This is a genomic window from Pseudomonas sp. (assembly GCF_017744435.1).
GTDB lineage: Bacteria > Pseudomonadota > Gammaproteobacteria > Pseudomonadales > Pseudomonadaceae > Aquipseudomonas.
This window is the reverse complement of sequence record NZ_JAGIBG010000073.1, coordinates 1-16,218: the sequence shown is the minus strand read 5'-3', so window position 1 is coordinate 16,218 and position 16,218 is coordinate 1. Positions and strand designations below refer to the sequence as shown.

Genomic DNA, 16,218 nt, shown 5'->3' with positions numbered 1-16,218 from the left:
CTGTGGATAACTTACATCTGCGACTGCAGGTAGTTCTCCAGGCCGATGGCCTTGATCAGGCCCTGCTGCTTCTCCAGCCAGTAGGTGTGATCTTCTTCGGTGTCAGCCAGCTGCGCGCGCAGGATGTCGCGGCTGATGTAGTCCTTGTGCAATTCGCACAGCTCGATGCCTTTGCACAGTGCGCCACGCACCTTGTACTCGAGCTTGAGGTCGGCCTCGATCATTTCCGGCACGGTGCTGCCCACTTCGAGGTCGTCCGCACGCATGTCGGGAGTGCCTTCGAGCATGAGGATACGGCGCATCAGGGCATCAGCGTGCTGCGTCTCTTCTTCCATCTCGTGGTTGATACGCTCGTAGAGCTTGGACAGGCCCCAGTCTTCGTACATGCGCGAGTGGATGAAGTACTGGTCGCGTGCGGCCAGTTCGCCCTTCAGCAACGTGACGAGGTAGTTGATTACGTCCGGGTGACCTTGCATCGCCCTGATTCTCCCTGTGAAAACGGCTTGATGCACATAGTGTGAACCAGCTTTTGCGCGCGGTCACTGAAAAACGCGCAATTAGATGCAAAAAATCGGTTAAACAGTAGTGATATTCATTGAAAAACCGCCCAAATGAGGGCGGTTCTTCTTATCACTTCGACTTAGGCGAGCGTCACGCTCAATGCCTTGGCGATGCCTTCGCCATAGGCCGGGTCGGCCTTGAAGAAGTACTGCAATTGGCGCTGAATCACGTCTTCACTGACGCCCGCCATGGTGCCGGCGATGTTGCTGATCAGCAGTGCCTTCTGCTCGTCACTCATCAGGCGGAACAACGCACCGGCATGGCTGTAGTAGTCGTTATCCTCACGGTGGTCGTGGCGGTCCGCTGCGCCGCTGAGGGCCAGAGCGGGTTCAGCGTGGCGTGGCGACTGCTTCGGCGCATCGGCATAGCTGTTGGGTTCATAGTTCGGCGCACTGCCGTAGCTGCCCATGGCCATCGAACCATCGCGCTGGTAGCTGTTCACCGGGCTGCGCGGGGCGTTCACCGGCAGCTGCTGGTGGTTGGTACCCACACGGTAGCGGTGTGCATCGGCGTAAGCGAATACGCGGCCCTGCAGCATGCGGTCAGGCGACAGGCCGACACCCGGGACCATGTTGCTCGGGCCGAACGCCGCCTGTTCCACTTCGGCAAAGTAGTTCAGTGGATTGCGGTTGAGCTCCAGCACACCCACTTCGATCAGCGGGTAGTCCTTCTGCGACCAGGTCTTGGTCACGTCGAACGGGTTCTCGTCGCGGTTGGCCGCCTCGGCCTCGCTCATCACCTGGATACACACGGTCCAGCGCGGGAAGTCGCCACGTTCGATGGCTTCGAACAGGTCACGCTGGGCGTAGTCCGGGTCGGTACCGGCCAGGCGTGCTGCGTCGGCCGGAGCCAGGTTCTTGATGCCTTGTTGGGTCTTGAAGTGCCATTTGACCCAGGTGCGTTCGCCTTGGGCATTGATCAGGCTGTAGGTGTGGCTGCCGAAGCCGTGCATGTGCCGGTATCCGTCCGGGATACCGCGGTCGGAGAACAGGATGGTGACCTGGTGCAGTGCTTCGGGCGAGTGCGACCAGAAGTCCCACATCATCTGGGCGTTCTTCAGGTTGGTTTGCGGGTGGCGCTTCTGGGTGTGGATAAAGTCCGGGAACTTGAGCGGGTCGCGGATAAAGAACACCGGCGTATTGTTGCCAACGATGTCCCAGTTGCCTTCCTCGGTGTAGAACTTCACCGCAAAGCCACGCGGGTCGCGCTCGGTATCCGCCGAGCCGCGCTCGCCACCGACCGTCGAGAATCGCAGGAAGGTCTCGGTTTGCTTGCCGATCTGTTCGAACAGCTTGGCGCTGGTGTGCGACGTAATATCGCGGGTGACGGTGAAGGTACCGTAGGCACCCGAGCCTTTGGCGTGCACACGGCGCTCAGGGATGTTCTCACGGTTGAAGTGGGCGAGCTTCTCGATCAGGTGGAAGTCGTCGAGCAGCAGCGGGCCGCGTGGGCCGGCGGAGCGGGAATTCTGGTTATCAGCTACAGGTGCACCGCTGGCGGTGGTGAGAATCTTGCTCATGGGCTCTCCTTATCGGTCTTCAGGCGCCGGCTAAACGGCTTGAGAAGGAGTATCGACGAGCGGTTGTTTCAGAACAAATTCATTACATGACTTGTATCAATAGAAATAAACAATACCTTCAGACACAAAAAACCGGGCACTAGGCCCGGTTCTTTGTAGCAGACAGAACGTCTTACTCAGCAGCTTCTACAGCACCGCCGACCGGACGATCAACCAGCTCGACGTACGCCATAGGCGCGTTGTCGCCAGCGCGGAAACCGCACTTCAGGATGCGCAGGTAGCCGCCCTGACGGGTGGCGTAACGCTTGCCCAGGTCGTTGAACAGTTTGCCAACAGCGGACTTCGAACGGGTACGGTCGAAGGCCAGACGACGGTTAGCAACGCTGTCTTCCTTGGCCAGGGTGATCAGCGGCTCGGCAACGCGGCGCAGTTCCTTGGCTTTCGGCAGGGTGGTTTTGATCAGCTCGTGCTCGATCAGCGACACTGCCATGTTCTGGAACATAGCCTTGCGGTGAGAGCTGGTACGGCTCAGGTGACGTCCACTTTTACGATGACGCATGATTCATTCCTTACCAAACACTACGTTCGGTGATTACGACGATCAGGCGGTCGCCTTGTCGTCTTTCTTAAGACTTGCAGGCGGCCAGTTGTCGAGGCGCATGCCGAGAGACAGACCACGAGAGGCCAGAACGTCCTTGATTTCAGTCAGGGACTTCTTGCCAAGGTTAGGAGTCTTCAACAACTCTACTTCGGTACGCTGAATCAGGTCGCCGATGTAGTAGATGTTCTCCGCCTTGAGGCAGTTGGCCGAACGTACAGTCAGTTCCAGGTCGTCAACCGGGCGCAGCAGGATCGGATCGATCTCGTCTTCCTGCTCGACTACGACAGGCTCACTGTCACCTTTGAGGTCGACGAACGCGGCCAGCTGCTGTTGCAGGATGGTCGCAGCGCGGCGGATAGCCTCTTCAGGATCCAGGGTGCCGTTGGTTTCCAGATCAATGACCAGCTTGTCCAGGTTGGTACGCTGTTCAACACGGGCGTTCTCGACCACATAGGCGATACGACGCACCGGGCTGAACGAAGCGTCCAGCTGCAGACGGCCAATGCTACGGCTTTCGTCTTCGTCGGTTTGACGGGAGTCAGCCGGCTCGTAACCACGACCACGAGCTACGGTGAGCTTCATGTTCAGGGCGCCGTTGGACGCCAGGTTCGCGATTACGTGATCGGGGTTGACGATCTCGACATCGTGATCCAGCTGAATATCGGCAGCGGTAACCACCCCCGAACCCTTTTTCGACAAGGTCAGCGTAACTTCGTCACGACCGTGCAGTTTGATAGCCAGGCCTTTCAGGTTCAACAGGATTTCAATTACGTCTTCCTGAACACCTTCGATCGCGGAGTACTCATGGAGTACGCCATCGATCTCGGCCTCGACTACTGCACAGCCAGGCATGGAGGACAACAGGATGCGGCGCAGCGCGTTGCCCAGGGTATGGCCGAAACCACGCTCGAGAGGCTCGAGCGTAATCTTGGCGCGGGTCGGACTGACTACCTGCACATCAATATGGCGGGGAGTCAGGAACTCATTTACCGAAATCTGCATGGATGCACCTATTTTCTAGCCCTTACTTGGAGTAGAGCTCGACAATCAGGTTTTCGTTGATGTCGGCAGACAGATCGCCACGAGCTGGAACGTTCTTGAAAACGCCCGACTTCTTAGCGGAATCTACGTCTACCCACTCAACGCGGCCACGCTGGGCGCACAGTTCAAGGGCTTGAACAATGCGCAGCTGGTTCAGCGACTTCTCGCGAACCGCGACCACGTCACCCGGACGAACTTGGTAGGATGGAATGTTTACAGTCTTACCGTTGACGCTGATAGCCTTGTGGGAAACCAGCTGACGCGACTCGGAACGAGTCGAGCCGAAGCCCATACGGTAAACGACGTTATCCAGACGGCACTCGAGCAGTTGCAGCAGGTTCTCACCGGTTGCGCCTTTTTTCGAGGCAGCAGCTTGGTAGTAACCGCGGAACTGACGCTCCAGAACACCGTAGATACGACGGACTTTTTGTTTCTCGCGCAGCTGGGTACCGTAGTCGGACTGACGGCCACGGCGCTGGCCGTGGATACCTGGGGCTGCTTCGATGTTGCACTTCGATTCCAGAGCGCGAACGCCGCTCTTCAGGAACAGGTCGGTGCCTTCACGACGAGACAGTTTGCATTTTGGACCAATGTAACGTGCCATTCTTCTGTCTCCTGATTACACGCGACGCTTCTTCGGCGGACGGCACCCGTTATGCGGGATTGGCGTCACGTCGGTGATGCTGGCGATCTTGTAGCCGCAGCTGTTCAGTGCACGAACGGCGGATTCACGACCTGGACCTGGACCCTTGACGTTGACGTCGAGGTTCTTCAGACCATATTCCAGCGCAGCTTGACCAGCACGCTCAGCAGCAATCTGGGCTGCGAACGGGGTGGATTTGCGCGAACCACGGAAACCCGAACCACCGGAAGTAGCCCAGGACAGTGCGTTGCCCTGACGGTCGGTGATGGTCACGATGGTGTTGTTGAAAGACGCATGGATGTGGGCGATGCCATCAACCACTGTCTTTTTGACTTTCTTACGAGGACGAGCAGCAGGTTTTGCCATGTCTATATTCCTGGGCGATTACTTGCGGATCGGCTTACGCGGGCCCTTACGGGTGCGTGCGTTGGTCTTGGTGCGCTGACCGCGAACCGGCAGACCTTTACGATGACGCAGGCCACGGTAGCAGCCCAGGTCCATCAAGCGTTTGATCTTCATGTTGATGTCACGACGCAGGTCACCTTCGGTGGTGAACTTCGCGACTTCGCCACGCAGGGTTTCGATTTGCTCGTCGCTCAGATCCTTGATCTTTGCGGCTGGGTTGACACCAGCGTCTGCACAGATCTTCTGTGCAGTTGTGCGACCGACACCATAGATGTAGGTCAGCGAGATAACAGTATGCTTGTTATCTGGAATGTTGACGCCTGCAATACGGGCCATTCAGTGGGACTCCAATTGACAGCTACCTACGCCCCGGAAGCCAAGAAATAGGGCGCGAGATAATATCGCTGTAGAAACGAATAATCAACCCAGCAGCACACTAGCTGCTGGGTTTGAAGCGCAGATCACACTCAGCCTTGGCGCTGTTTGTGACGCGGTTCCGCGCTGCAGATCACTCGTACGACGCCTTCGCGACGGATGATCTTGCAGTTACGGCACAGCTTTTTCACCGATGCACGAACTTTCATTACCGACTCCTCGAACCTTAGGGGCGTATCAGCGCAGCAGACCGCTGCCGCCGTAGCCTTTCAGGTTGGCTTTCTTCATCAGGGATTCGTACTGGTGCGAAACGAGGTGCGATTGTACTTGGGACATGAAGTCCATCACAACCACTACCACAATCAGCAACGAGGTCCCGCCAAGGTAGAACGGCACATTTGCTGCCACCACCAGGAACTGGGGCAGAAGGCAGACGGCCATCATGTAAAGAGCACCGAACATGGTCAGACGAGTCAGAACGCCATCAATGTAGCGTGCGGACTGCTCACCAGGACGGATACCCGGAATAAAGGCACCGGACTTCTTCAGGTTTTCCGCTACGTCTTTCGGGTTGAACATCAACGCTGTGTAGAAGAAGCAGAAGAAAATGATCCCTGCACTAAACAGCAGAATGTTCAACGGCTGACCAGGAGCGATCGACTGCGAGATGTCCTGCAGCCAGCCCATACCTTCGGACTGACCGAACCAGGCACCCAGCGAAGCCGGGAACAGCAGAATGCTGCTCGCGAAAATGGCCGGGATAACCCCCGCCATGTTCACCTTCAGCGGCAAGTGGCTGGTCTGCGCAGCGAAGACCTTGCGGCCCTGCTGACGCTTGGCGTAGTGAACGGCGATACGACGCTGACCACGCTCAATGAACACCACGAAACCGATGATCGCTACTGCAAGCAAACCGATTGCGACCAGGGCGAAAATATTGATATCGCCTGTGCGTGCAGACTCGAAAGACTGCCCGATTGCTCTCGGAAGACCGGCAACGATACCTGCGAAGATCAACATCGAGATACCGTTGCCCACACCGCGCTCGGTGATCTGCTCGCCCAGCCACATCATGAACATCGCGCCTGCCACGAAGGTGGAGACGGCAACGACATAGAAGCCGAGACCTACAGAAAACGCCACGCCCTGGTTGGCCAGGCCAATGGACATGCCAATGGCTTGAACCAGTGCCAGGATAACGGTGCCGTAGCGGGTGTACTGGCTGATCTTGCGACGGCCAGCTTCACCTTCCTTCTTCAACTGCTCCAGTTGCGGGCTGACCGCCGTCATCAGCTGCATGATGATCGATGCCGAGATGTACGGCATGATCCCCAGTGCAAAGATGCTCATGCGCTCAAGCGCGCCACCGGAAAACATGTTGAACAAGCTAAGAATGGTCCCCTCATTCTGCCGAAACAGATCCGCCAGACGGTCTGGATTGATGCCAGGAACCGGGATATGCGCACCTATCCGATAGACGATGATCGCCATGAACAGAAAACGCAGACGAGCCCAGAGTTCCGACATCCCGCCCTTACCGAGCGAAGAGAGAGCACCTTGCTTAGCCATTTATTCCTCGAACTTGCCGCCAGCTGCTTCGATAGCCGCACGCGCACCCTTGGTGGCTGCGATGCCCTTGATGGTGACTGCGCGAGTGACTTCGCCAGACAGCATGATTTTCACACGCTGTACGTTCTGGCCAATCACGTTGGCGTCCTTCAGGGACTGTACGGAAACCACGTCGCCTTCCACTTTGGCCAGCTCGGACAGACGCACTTCAGCGCGGTCCATGGCTTTCAGGGAAACGAAGCCGAACTTCGGCAGACGACGGTGCAGCGGCTGTTGACCGCCTTCGAAGCCAGGAGCGATCGAACCACCGGAACGGGAGGTCTGACCTTTGTGGCCACGGCCGCCGGTCTTACCCAGACCGCTACCGATACCACGACCTGGACGATGCTTCTCGCGACGGGAACCCGGCGCTGGACTCAGATCATTGAGTTTCATCGATTAACCCTCGACCTTCAGCATGTAGTAAGCCTTGTTGATCATCCCGCGGTTCTCGGGAGTATCCTGGACTTCTACAGTGTGACCGATGCGACGCAGACCCAGACCTTTAACGCACAGTTTGTGGTTAGGCAGGCGGCCCGAGACGCTCTTGATCAGCGTTACTTTTACGGTTGCCATGATTAGAAGATCTCCTCAACGCTCTTGCCGCGCTTGGCAGCAATGGACTCAGGAGATTGCATGGCTTTCAGACCCTTGAAGGTGGCGTAAACCACGTTCACTGGGTTGGTCGAACCGTAGCACTTGGCCAGGACGTTCTGAACACCAGCAACTTCCAGGACGGCACGCATGGCGCCGCCGGCGATGATACCGGTACCTTCCGAGGCAGGCTGCATGTAAACCTTCGAGGCGCCGTGGGCAGCCTTGGTGGCGTACTGCAGGGTGGTGCCCTTCAGGTCAACCTGGATCATGTTGCGACGAGCAGCTTCCATGGCTTTCTGGATCGCAGCAGGTACTTCGCGCGACTTGCCACGGCCGAAACCAACGCGACCCTTGCCATCACCCACCACGGTCAGCGCGGTGAAGGTGAAGATACGGCCGCCTTTAACGGTTTTAGCTACGCGGTTAACTTGAACCAGCTTCTCGATGTAGCCTTCGTCGCGCTTTTGATCGTTATTTGCCATAACTTAGAACTCCAGCCCGCCTTCACGAGCAGCATCAGCCAGCGCTTTGACGCGGCCGTGGTACTTGAAGCCGGAACGGTCAAAGGCAACTTGAGATACACCGGCGGCTTTCGCACGCTCAGCTACCAGCTTGCCAACCTTAGTGGCCGCGTCGATGTTGCCAGTGGCGCCATCACGCAGGTCTTTGTCCAAGGTCGAGGCGCTTGCCAGAACCTTGCTGCCGTCGGCCGAAATGACCTGGGCGTAGATGTGCTGCGAGGAGCGGAACACGCACAGGCGCACGACTTCGAGTTCGTGCATCTTGAGGCGTGCTTTGCGAGCGCGACGCAGTCGAATAACTTTTTTGTCGGTCATTTGCTAGGCCCTACTTCTTCTTGGCTTCTTTACGACGGACTGCTTCGTCCGCGTAACGCACACCCTTGCCCTTGTAAGGCTCTGGCGGACGGAACCCGCGGATTTCAGCGGCCACCTGACCTACCAGCTGCTTGTCGATACCCTTGATCAGGATGTCGGTCTGGCTAGGAGTTTCAGCGGTGATGCCGGCTGGCAGTTCGTAGTCCACTGGGTGAGAGAAGCCCAGGGCCAGGTTCAGGATTTCGCCTTTGGCCTGCGCCTTGTAACCAACACCGACCAGCTGGAGCTTGCGCTCGAAGCCTTGGCTTACGCCGTGGACCATGTTGTTCACCAGGGCACGGGTAGTACCGGCCATGGCGCGAGCTTGCTGGTCACCGTTGCGAGCGACGAAACGCAGCTCGCCAGACTCTTCGGTAACTTCAACAGACGAGTGAACGTTCAGTTCGAGAGTGCCTTTGGCACCCTTCACCGAAAGCTGCTGACCGGCGAATTTGACTTCGACACCGGATGGCAGCTTAACGGGGTTCTTAGCGACGCGAGACATGCCTATCTCCCCTTAGAACACTGTGCACAGAACTTCGCCGCCGACACCGGCAGCGCGCGCAGCGCGGTCAGTCATCACACCTTTGTTGGTGGAGACAATAGACACGCCCAGACCGCCACGTACTTTCGGCAGGTCGGTGACGGCCTTGTACTGGCGCAGGCCAGGACGGCTGGAACGCTTCAGTTCCTCGATGACCGGACGGCCTTCGAAGTACTTCAGTTCGATCGAAAGGGAAGGCTTGGCCTCACCAGTTACCTGGTAACCGGCAATGTAACCTTCGTCTTTCAGAACTTTGGCAACCGCGACCTTCAGGGTGGAGGAAGGCATGCTTACGACGGACTTTTCAGCCATCTGGGCATTACGGATGCGAGTTAGCATGTCCGCTAACGGGTCCTGCATACTCATGGGCTAGATGCTCCTGATACAAGAAATATTAGCCTTGCGGCTATCACAACCACCCAAGCGGGCAGGGTAAAAAACCCAGGCTCGGGTGAGCCGGTCATTCTAGACACAAGGCAGAAACGAAACAAGCCCCATGAAGGGGCTTGTTTGTTGGCGAGGTCACCGGTGGTCGGAAGATTGCTCCCCTTCCACCGGGATCACACCTGCAGCGATTACCAGGAGGCTTTGACCAGGCCTGGTACGTCGCCGCGCATTGCAGCTTGACGCAGCATGTTACGGCCCAGGCCGAACTTACGGTATACACCGTGAGGACGACCGGTCAGGCGGCAACGGTTGCGCAGGCGCGAAGCGCTAGCGTCACGTGGCTGCTTCTGCAGAGCGACTACGGCAGCGAAACGCTCTTCTGGAGAGGCGTTCACGTTGACGATGGTCGCTTTCAGCTCAGCACGCTTCTTAGCGAACTTGGCTACCGTGAGCTGACGCTTCAGCTCGCGGTTTTTCATGCTCTTCTTGGCCATTTTCCTACTCCAATCAGTTGCGGAACGGGAATTTGAATGCACGCAGCAGAGCGCGGCCTTCGTCATCCGAACGAGCAGTGGTGGTCAGGGTGATGTCCAAACCGCGCAGAGCATCGATCTTGTCGTAATCGATTTCCGGGAAGATGATCTGCTCTTTCACGCCCATGCTGTAGTTGCCACGGCCATCGAAGGACTTGGCATTCAGGCCGCGGAAGTCGCGTACCCGAGGCAGGGAGATCGCCAGCAGGCGGTCCAGGAATTCGTACATCTTGTCGCTACGCAGGGTCACTTTGACGCCGATCGGCCATCCCTCACGGACTTTGAAGCCCGCGATGGATTTACGAGCGAAAGTCACGACCGGCTTTTGACCGGTGATCTTTTCCAGGTCAGCAACAGCGTGCTCGATGACTTTCTTGTCGCCGATCGCTTCGCCCAGACCCATGTTCAGGGTGATCTTGGTAACGCGCGGAACTTCCATCACGTTCGACAGCTTAAGTTCTTCCTTAAGCTTAGGAGCGATTTCGTTCCGGTAAATCTCTTTCAGTCGTGCCATGGTCTTCTACCTAGCAGTGTTCAAGCATCAACCGCTTTTTGGGTCGACTTGAAGACACGAATTTTCTTACCGTCTTCTACTTTGAAACCAACGCGGTCAGCCTTGTTGGTTTCGCCGTTGAAGATGGCAACGTTGGAAGCGTGCAGAGGCGCTTCTTTTTCGACGATACCGCCCTGAACGCCCGCCATCGGGTTAGGCTTGGTATGACGCTTGACCAGGTTCACGCCACCGATGACCAGACGGTCATCAGCCAGAACCTTCAGCACCTTACCGCGCTTACCTTTGTCTTTGCCGGCGATCACGATGATCTCGTCGTCACGACGAATCTTTTGCATGTCGGATCTCCTTACAGCACTTCAGGGGCGAGCGAGACGATCTTCATGAACTTCTCAGTACGAAGTTCACGGGTCACTGGCCCGAAGATGCGAGTGCCGATCGGCTCTTGCTTGGTGTTCAGCAGAACAGCAGCGTTGCCGTCGAAACGAATGATGGAACCGTCAGCGCGACGTACACCGTGACGGGTACGGACGACAACAGCAGTCATCACCTGGCCTTTTTTGACCTTACCGCGCGGAATTGCTTCCTTGACGGTTACTTTGATGATGTCACCGATGCCGGCGTAACGGCGGTGCGAACCGCCGAGCACCTTGATGCACATGACGCGACGAGCGCCGCTGTTATCGGCCACATCGAGCATGGATTGAGTCTGAATCATAAAATTTCTCCGACCCCTAGCCCTTAGACTTCAACAGCGCGTTCGAGGACTTCAACCAGTGCCCAGGACTTGGTCTTGGCCAGCGGACGGGTTTCACGGATGGAAACCTTGTCGCCGATTTTGCACTGGTTGGATTCGTCGTGCGCGTGCAGCTTAGTCGAACGCTTAACGTATTTACCGTAGATCGGGTGCTTTACGCGACGCTCGATCAGAACGGTGATGGTCTTGTCCATTTTGTCGCTGACGACACGGCCAGTCAGCGTACGGACGGTTTTTTCAGCTTCAGCCATGATCACTTACCTGCCTGCTGGTTAAGCACAGTTTTCACGCGAGCAATGTCACGCTTAACTTGCGAGAGCAGGTGCGACTGCCCCAACTGGCCAGTTGCTTTCTGCATACGCAGATTGAACTGGTCGCGCAGCAAGCCGAGCAGTTGCTCATTCAGTTGCTGTGCAGATTTTTCACGAAGTTCATTCGCTTTCATCACATCACCGTCCGCTTAACAAAGGAGGTGGCGAGAGGCAGCTTTGCAGCAGCCAGGGCGAAAGCTTCGCGCGCCAGCTCTTCAGAAACACCCTCGATCTCGTACAGGACTTTGCCTGGCTGGATCTGGGCAACCCAGTATTCCACGGAGCCCTTACCTTTACCCATACGAACCTCGAGAGGCTTCTTGGAGATCGGCTTGTCCGGGAACACACGGATCCAGATCTTACCGCCACGCTTAACGTGACGGGTCAGCGCACGACGTGCGGACTCGATCTGGCGAGCGGTGAGGCGACCGCGAGCAACAGCTTTCAGGGCGAATTCGCCGAAGCTGACTTTGCTACCGCGCAGTGCCAGACCACGGTTGTGGCCAGTCATCTGCTTGCGGAATTTTGTACGCTTTGGTTGCAACATTTGGCGTACCCCTTACTTAGCAGCTTTTTTACGAGGCGCTGGTGCTTGTGGTTTCAGTTCTTCTTGGCGACCACCAATAACTTCGCCTTTGAAGATCCAAACCTTCACACCGATCACACCGTAAGTGGTGTGAGCTTCGTAGGTGTTGTAGTCGATATCGGCACGCAGGGTGTGCAGAGGCACACGACCTTCGCGATACCACTCGGTACGAGCAATCTCAGCACCGCCGAGACGACCGCTCACCTGGATCTTGATGCCCTTGGCACCAATACGCATGGCGTTCTGTACGGCGCGCTTCATGGCGCGACGGAACATTACGCGGCGTTCCAGCTGCTGAGCTACGCTCTGCGCAACCAGCATAGCGTCGAGTTCCGGCTTGCGGATCTCTTCGATGTTGATGTGCACAGGCACACCCATCTGCTTGGTCAGGTCCTGACGCAGCTTCTCGACATCTTCACCTTTCTTCCCGATAACGATACCTGGACGAGCGGTGTGGATGGTGATGCGTGCAGTTTGAGCCGGACGATGAATATCGATACGGCTTACGGACGCGCTTTTTAGTTTGTCTTGGAGGTACTCACGCGTTTTCAGATCCTTCAACAGGTAATCTGCGTAAGTAGCACCGTCTGCGTACCAGACGGAGGTGTGCTCCTTGACGATTCCCAGGCGAATGCCAGTGGGATGTACTTTCTGACCCATCTGATCGACTCCGTTACTTGTCCGCAACCTTGACAGTGATATGGCAAGACCGCTTGACGATGCGATCAGCACGGCCTTTGGCACGTGGCATGATGCGCTTCAGCGAACGCCCTTCGTTGACGAAGACGGTGGAGACCTTCAGGTCATCAACGTCTGCGCCTTCGTTGTGTTCGGCGTTGGCTACGGCCGACTCGAGGACTTTCTTCATGATTTCAGCGGCTTTTTTGCTGCTGAAGGCCAACAGGTTGAGCGCTTCGCCCACCTTCTTCCCGCGGATCTGGTCGGCGACCAAGCGGGCTTTCTGGGCGGAGATGCGAGCGCCCGACAACTTAGCGGCTACTTCCATTTCCTTACCCCTTAACGCTTGGCTTTCTTGTCAGCCACGTGCCCGCGATAGGTGCGGGTACCGGCGAACTCGCCCAGTTTGTGGCCGACCATGTCTTCGTTCACGAGAACTGGGACATGCTGGCGACCGTTGTGAACCGCGATGGTCAGACCGACCATTTGTGGCAGGATCATCGAGCGACGCGACCAGGTTTTAACTGGCTTGCGATCGTTCTTCTCCACCGCCACTTCGACCTTCTTCAACAGGTGAAGATCGATAAAAGGACCTTTTTTCAGAGAACGTGGCACTGTCGTATCCCTCTAGTTACTTGCGACGACGGACGATCATGTTGTCGGTACGCTTATTACCGCGGGTCTTCGCACCCTTGGTTGGGAAGCCCCATGGCGATACCGGATGACGACCACCGGAGGTACGACCTTCACCACCACCATGTGGGTGGTCAACCGGGTTCATGGCAACACCACGAACGGTTGGGCGAACGCCGCGCCAGCGTTTGGCACCAGCTTTACCCAGCGAACGCAGGCTGTGCTCGGAGTTCGAGACTTCGCCCAGGGTCGCACGGCACTCAGCCAGGACTTTACGCATTTCACCAGAGCGCAGACGCAGGGTCACGTAGACACCTTCGCGGGCGATCAGCTGAGCCGAAGCACCAGCGGAACGTGCGATCTGAGCACCTTTACCCGGCTTCAGTTCGATGCCGTGAATGGTGCTACCTACTGGAATGTTGCGCAGCTGCAGGGAGTTACCGGCCTTGATTGGGGCCAGGGCACCTGCGATCAGCTGGTCGCCAGCGCTCACGCCTTTAGGGGCGATGATGTAGCGACGCTCACCGTCTGCGTAGCACAGCAGGGCGATGTGAGCAGTACGGTTTGGATCGTATTCGATACGCTCGACAGTGGCTGGAATGCCATCTTTGTCGTTGCGACGGAAGTCGACCAGACGGTAATGCTGCTTGTGACCACCACCAACGTGACGAGTGGTAATGCGGCCATTGTTGTTACGACCACCAGACTTCGATTTTTTCTCGATCAGCGGTGCGTGAGGAGCGCCTTTGTGCAGCTCCTTGTTGACCACCTTGACCACGAAACGGCGGCCAGGGGAAGTCGGTTTGCATTTAACGATTGCCATGATGCACCCCTTCCTTACTCAGCACTGCTGCTGAAATCGAGATCTTGGCCTGGCTGAAGGGAGACGATCGCCTTCTTCCAGTCATTACGCTTGCCCAGACCACGTGCGGTACGCTTGGTTTTACCCAGAACGTTAACAGTCGACACGTTTTCAACTTTTACGTTGAACAGGCCTTCGACAGCTTTCTTGATTTCCAGCTTGGTTGCATCGGTAGCAACCTTGAATACGAACTGGCCTTTTTTCTCAGCCAGAACGGTAGCCTTCTCGGAAACGTGCGGGCCAAGGAGGACTTTGAATACGCGTTCCTGGTTCATCCCAGCAGCTCCTCGAATTTCTTCACGGCCGAGACGGTGATCAACACCTTCTCGTATGCGATCAGACTGACCGGGTCGGAACCTTGAACGTCACGTACATCGACGTGCGGCAGGTTGCGAGCAGCCAGGTACAGGTTCTGATCAACAGCGTCGGAAACGATCAGTACGTCGTTCAGACCCATGCCGTTCAGCTTGTTCAGCAGATCTTTGGTTTTCGGTGCTTCAACAGCGAAGTCCTGAACCACGACCAGACGGTCGCTACGCACCAGCTCGGCGAGGATGGAGCGCAGGGCTGCGCGGTACATCTTCTTGTTGAGCTTCTGCGAGTGATCTTGAGGACGAGCTGCGAAGGTTACACCACCGCCACGCCAGATCGGACCACGGGTGGTACCAGCACGAGCACGGCCAGTACCCTTCTGACGCCATGGGCGCTTACCGCCACCAGCCACGTCGGAACGGGTCTTCTGCTGCTTGGTGCCCTGACGGCCGCCGGCCATGTAGGCCACGACTGCTTGGTGTACCAGCGTCTCGTTGAATTCGCCACCGAAAGCCAGTTCGGAAACTTCGATCGCCTGAGCGTCATTTACATTAAGTTGCATGTCAGTATCCCCTTAACCGCGAGCCTTGACAGCTGGACGTACAACCACGTCGCCGCCAGTAGCGCCAGGAACGGCACCCTTGACGAGCAGCAGGTTGCGCTCAGCGTCTACGCGAACTACTTCCAGGGACTGAACAGTCACGCGCTCGGCGCCCATGTGACCGGACATTTTCTTGCCCTTGAACACACGACCAGGAGTCTGGCACTGGCCGATGGAACCTGGGACACGGTGCGACACGGAGTTACCGTGGGTGTTGTCCTGGCCACGGAAGTTCCAGCGCTTGATGGTACCGGCGAAGCCTTTACCTTTGGACTGACCAGTAACGTCAACCAGCTGGCCTGCAGTGAAGAGTTCAGCTTTGATCGAGTCGCCAGCCTGGAACTCGCCTTCTTCAAGACGGAACTCCCAGACACCGCGACCAGCGGCAACGTTGGCCTTGGCGAAGTGACCTGCCTGAGCGGCAGTCACACGCGAAGCACGACGCTCGCCGACAGTGACTTGCACTGCACGGTAGCCATCGGTTTCTTCAGTTTTGAACTGGGTGACACGATTCGGCTCGATCTCAATGACCGTGACCGGAATGGAGACACCTTCTTCGGTGAAAATGCGGGTCATACCGCACTTGCGACCGATTACACCAATAGTCATGTTGTAAACCTCATGAGTGTACGGGGCTTTCACCCGCTATGGCCGCCCATTTCAGAGCGTTACACGACTAGACCGAAGTCTTAGCCGAGGCTGATCTGTACTTCCACACCTGCCGCCAGATCAAGCTTCATCAGCGCGTCAACGGTTTTATCCGTTGGCTGGACGATGTCCAGAACACGCTTATGAGTGCGAATCTCGTACTGGTCACGCGCGTCTTTGTTGACGTGCGGGGAGACCAGAACGGTGAAACGCTCTTTGCGGGTAGGCAGTGGAATTGGACCACGCACTTGTGCACCAGTACGTTTCGCGGTTTCCACGATTTCCTGGGTGGATTGGTCGATCAGGCGATGGTCGAAAGCCTTCAACCTGATACGGATTTGCTGATTTTGCATTGGATTTCAGACTCCAGGCTGTTCCCAACGGACGCACTACGCCCGCTAAAAGGAGGCGTGATTCTATAGACGCCCCAATTTAGTGTCAACCCAATAAAAAAAACCCCCGCTGAGCGGGGGTTTTTTTCAATCGGTCGAGTGATTACTCGATGATTTTGGCTACGACGCCGGCGCCGACGGTACGACCGCCTTCACGGATAGCGAAGCGCAGACCGTCTTCCATTGCGATGGTCTTGATCAGGGTAACAGTCATCTGAATGTTGTCACCTGGCATTAC

Annotated in this window: 30 protein-coding genes and 1 pseudogene; all 31 read right to left on the bottom strand. The window is 56.8% G+C overall.

Annotated elements, in window-relative coordinates; genetic code table 11:
- Positions 1-11: 11 nt before the first annotated feature.
- Complete coding sequence (gene bfr / locus J7573_RS25740; protein ID WP_003257116.1) at positions 12-476, bottom strand: bacterioferritin; 465 nt, start codon at positions 474-476, stop codon at positions 12-14.
- A 164-nt stretch (positions 477-640) separates the two neighbouring features.
- Entirely contained in the window at positions 641-2,080 is a 1,440-nt protein-coding gene (locus J7573_RS25735; RefSeq protein ID WP_294341404.1) for a catalase, read from the bottom strand.
- 172 nt (positions 2,081-2,252) lie between these two features.
- The gene (gene rplQ / locus J7573_RS25730; RefSeq protein WP_003255451.1) at positions 2,253-2,639 is read right to left on the bottom strand and encodes a 50S ribosomal protein L17; all 387 of its coding nucleotides are present in this window, start codon (positions 2,637-2,639) and stop codon (positions 2,253-2,255) included.
- Between the two features lie 42 nt (positions 2,640-2,681).
- The gene (rpoA, locus tag J7573_RS25725; RefSeq protein ID WP_003255452.1) at positions 2,682-3,683 is read right to left on the bottom strand and encodes a DNA-directed RNA polymerase subunit alpha; all 1,002 of its coding nucleotides are present in this window, start codon (positions 3,681-3,683) and stop codon (positions 2,682-2,684) included.
- A 22-nt stretch (positions 3,684-3,705) separates the two neighbouring features.
- Positions 3,706-4,326 (bottom strand): 30S ribosomal protein S4, encoded by a 621-nt coding sequence (gene rpsD, locus J7573_RS25720; protein ID WP_027917844.1) that lies wholly within the window; start codon positions 4,324-4,326, stop codon positions 3,706-3,708.
- A gap of 15 nt (positions 4,327-4,341) precedes the next feature.
- Complete coding sequence (gene rpsK / locus J7573_RS25715) at positions 4,342-4,731, bottom strand: 30S ribosomal protein S11 (protein WP_003255454.1); 390 nt, start codon at positions 4,729-4,731, stop codon at positions 4,342-4,344.
- Positions 4,732-4,749: 18 nt separating this feature from the next.
- Positions 4,750-5,106 (bottom strand): 30S ribosomal protein S13, encoded by a 357-nt coding sequence (gene rpsM / locus J7573_RS25710; protein WP_003255457.1) that lies wholly within the window; start codon positions 5,104-5,106, stop codon positions 4,750-4,752.
- Positions 5,107-5,237: 131 nt separating this feature from the next.
- Complete coding sequence (gene rpmJ, locus J7573_RS25705; protein ID WP_002555468.1) at positions 5,238-5,354, bottom strand: 50S ribosomal protein L36; 117 nt, start codon at positions 5,352-5,354, stop codon at positions 5,238-5,240.
- 28 nt (positions 5,355-5,382) lie between these two features.
- Positions 5,383-6,714 carry a preprotein translocase subunit SecY gene (gene secY / locus J7573_RS25700; RefSeq protein ID WP_016393394.1) on the bottom strand — a complete coding sequence of 444 codons (1,332 nt, stop codon included), beginning with the start codon at positions 6,712-6,714 and terminating at the stop codon, positions 5,383-5,385.
- Complete coding sequence (gene rplO / locus J7573_RS25695) at positions 6,715-7,149, bottom strand: 50S ribosomal protein L15 (protein WP_023382625.1); 435 nt, start codon at positions 7,147-7,149, stop codon at positions 6,715-6,717.
- A gap of 3 nt (positions 7,150-7,152) precedes the next feature.
- The gene (gene rpmD / locus J7573_RS25690) at positions 7,153-7,329 is read right to left on the bottom strand and encodes a 50S ribosomal protein L30 (RefSeq protein WP_003255463.1); all 177 of its coding nucleotides are present in this window, start codon (positions 7,327-7,329) and stop codon (positions 7,153-7,155) included.
- A gap of 2 nt (positions 7,330-7,331) precedes the next feature.
- Complete coding sequence (gene rpsE / locus J7573_RS25685) at positions 7,332-7,832, bottom strand: 30S ribosomal protein S5 (RefSeq protein ID WP_003255465.1); 501 nt, start codon at positions 7,830-7,832, stop codon at positions 7,332-7,334.
- Between the two features lie 3 nt (positions 7,833-7,835).
- The gene (gene rplR, locus J7573_RS25680; RefSeq protein WP_003255467.1) at positions 7,836-8,186 is read right to left on the bottom strand and encodes a 50S ribosomal protein L18; all 351 of its coding nucleotides are present in this window, start codon (positions 8,184-8,186) and stop codon (positions 7,836-7,838) included.
- A gap of 10 nt (positions 8,187-8,196) precedes the next feature.
- Positions 8,197-8,730, bottom strand: coding sequence for a 50S ribosomal protein L6 (rplF, locus tag J7573_RS25675; protein ID WP_294341383.1), 534 nt, complete (start codon positions 8,728-8,730; stop codon positions 8,197-8,199).
- Positions 8,731-8,742: 12 nt separating this feature from the next.
- Positions 8,743-9,135, bottom strand: a complete 393-nt coding sequence (gene rpsH, locus J7573_RS25670; protein ID WP_003255471.1) for a 30S ribosomal protein S8 — start codon at positions 9,133-9,135, stop codon at positions 8,743-8,745.
- A 209-nt stretch (positions 9,136-9,344) separates the two neighbouring features.
- Positions 9,345-9,650 carry a 30S ribosomal protein S14 gene (gene rpsN / locus J7573_RS25665; RefSeq protein ID WP_009681970.1) on the bottom strand — a complete coding sequence of 102 codons (306 nt, stop codon included), beginning with the start codon at positions 9,648-9,650 and terminating at the stop codon, positions 9,345-9,347.
- A 13-nt stretch (positions 9,651-9,663) separates the two neighbouring features.
- Positions 9,664-10,203, bottom strand: coding sequence for a 50S ribosomal protein L5 (gene rplE, locus J7573_RS25660; protein WP_003255474.1), 540 nt, complete (start codon positions 10,201-10,203; stop codon positions 9,664-9,666).
- A gap of 20 nt (positions 10,204-10,223) precedes the next feature.
- On the bottom strand, positions 10,224-10,538 hold the full coding sequence (rplX, locus tag J7573_RS25655) for a 50S ribosomal protein L24 (protein WP_003255476.1): 315 nt from the start codon (positions 10,536-10,538) through the stop codon (positions 10,224-10,226).
- Positions 10,539-10,549: 11 nt separating this feature from the next.
- On the bottom strand, positions 10,550-10,918 hold the full coding sequence (gene rplN, locus J7573_RS25650; RefSeq protein WP_008089810.1) for a 50S ribosomal protein L14: 369 nt from the start codon (positions 10,916-10,918) through the stop codon (positions 10,550-10,552).
- 23 nt (positions 10,919-10,941) lie between these two features.
- Complete coding sequence (gene rpsQ, locus J7573_RS25645; RefSeq protein ID WP_008089812.1) at positions 10,942-11,208, bottom strand: 30S ribosomal protein S17; 267 nt, start codon at positions 11,206-11,208, stop codon at positions 10,942-10,944.
- Positions 11,209-11,210: 2 nt separating this feature from the next.
- Positions 11,211-11,402, bottom strand: coding sequence for a 50S ribosomal protein L29 (rpmC, locus tag J7573_RS25640; protein WP_002555481.1), 192 nt, complete (start codon positions 11,400-11,402; stop codon positions 11,211-11,213).
- A complete protein-coding gene (gene rplP, locus J7573_RS25635) occupies positions 11,402-11,815 on the bottom strand; it encodes a 50S ribosomal protein L16 (protein WP_003255479.1) in 414 nt (137 codons plus the stop codon). Before rplP ends, rpmC begins: the two co-directional genes overlap by 1 nt.
- A gap of 12 nt (positions 11,816-11,827) precedes the next feature.
- A complete protein-coding gene (gene rpsC, locus J7573_RS25630) occupies positions 11,828-12,514 on the bottom strand; it encodes a 30S ribosomal protein S3 (protein ID WP_003255481.1) in 687 nt (228 codons plus the stop codon).
- Between the two features lie 13 nt (positions 12,515-12,527).
- On the bottom strand, positions 12,528-12,860 hold the full coding sequence (gene rplV, locus J7573_RS25625; RefSeq protein WP_003103908.1) for a 50S ribosomal protein L22: 333 nt from the start codon (positions 12,858-12,860) through the stop codon (positions 12,528-12,530).
- A gap of 11 nt (positions 12,861-12,871) precedes the next feature.
- Entirely contained in the window at positions 12,872-13,147 is a 276-nt protein-coding gene (gene rpsS, locus J7573_RS25620) for a 30S ribosomal protein S19 (RefSeq protein WP_003255482.1), read from the bottom strand.
- 16 nt (positions 13,148-13,163) lie between these two features.
- On the bottom strand, positions 13,164-13,988 hold the full coding sequence (rplB, locus tag J7573_RS25615; RefSeq protein WP_003255483.1) for a 50S ribosomal protein L2: 825 nt from the start codon (positions 13,986-13,988) through the stop codon (positions 13,164-13,166).
- 14 nt (positions 13,989-14,002) lie between these two features.
- Positions 14,003-14,302, bottom strand: a complete 300-nt coding sequence (rplW, locus tag J7573_RS25610; protein WP_003255484.1) for a 50S ribosomal protein L23 — start codon at positions 14,300-14,302, stop codon at positions 14,003-14,005.
- Positions 14,299-14,901, bottom strand: coding sequence for a 50S ribosomal protein L4 (gene rplD, locus J7573_RS25605; protein WP_027917846.1), 603 nt, complete (start codon positions 14,899-14,901; stop codon positions 14,299-14,301). The genes rplW and rplD overlap by 4 nt, the downstream gene beginning before the upstream one ends.
- Positions 14,902-14,913: 12 nt before the next feature.
- A complete protein-coding gene (gene rplC / locus J7573_RS25600) occupies positions 14,914-15,549 on the bottom strand; it encodes a 50S ribosomal protein L3 (RefSeq protein ID WP_027917847.1) in 636 nt (211 codons plus the stop codon).
- Between the two features lie 80 nt (positions 15,550-15,629).
- Positions 15,630-15,941 carry a 30S ribosomal protein S10 gene (gene rpsJ / locus J7573_RS25595; RefSeq protein WP_003186070.1) on the bottom strand — a complete coding sequence of 104 codons (312 nt, stop codon included), beginning with the start codon at positions 15,939-15,941 and terminating at the stop codon, positions 15,630-15,632.
- A 142-nt stretch (positions 15,942-16,083) separates the two neighbouring features.
- Positions 16,084-16,218: pseudogene (locus J7573_RS25590) on the bottom strand (elongation factor Tu); the annotation flags it as partial.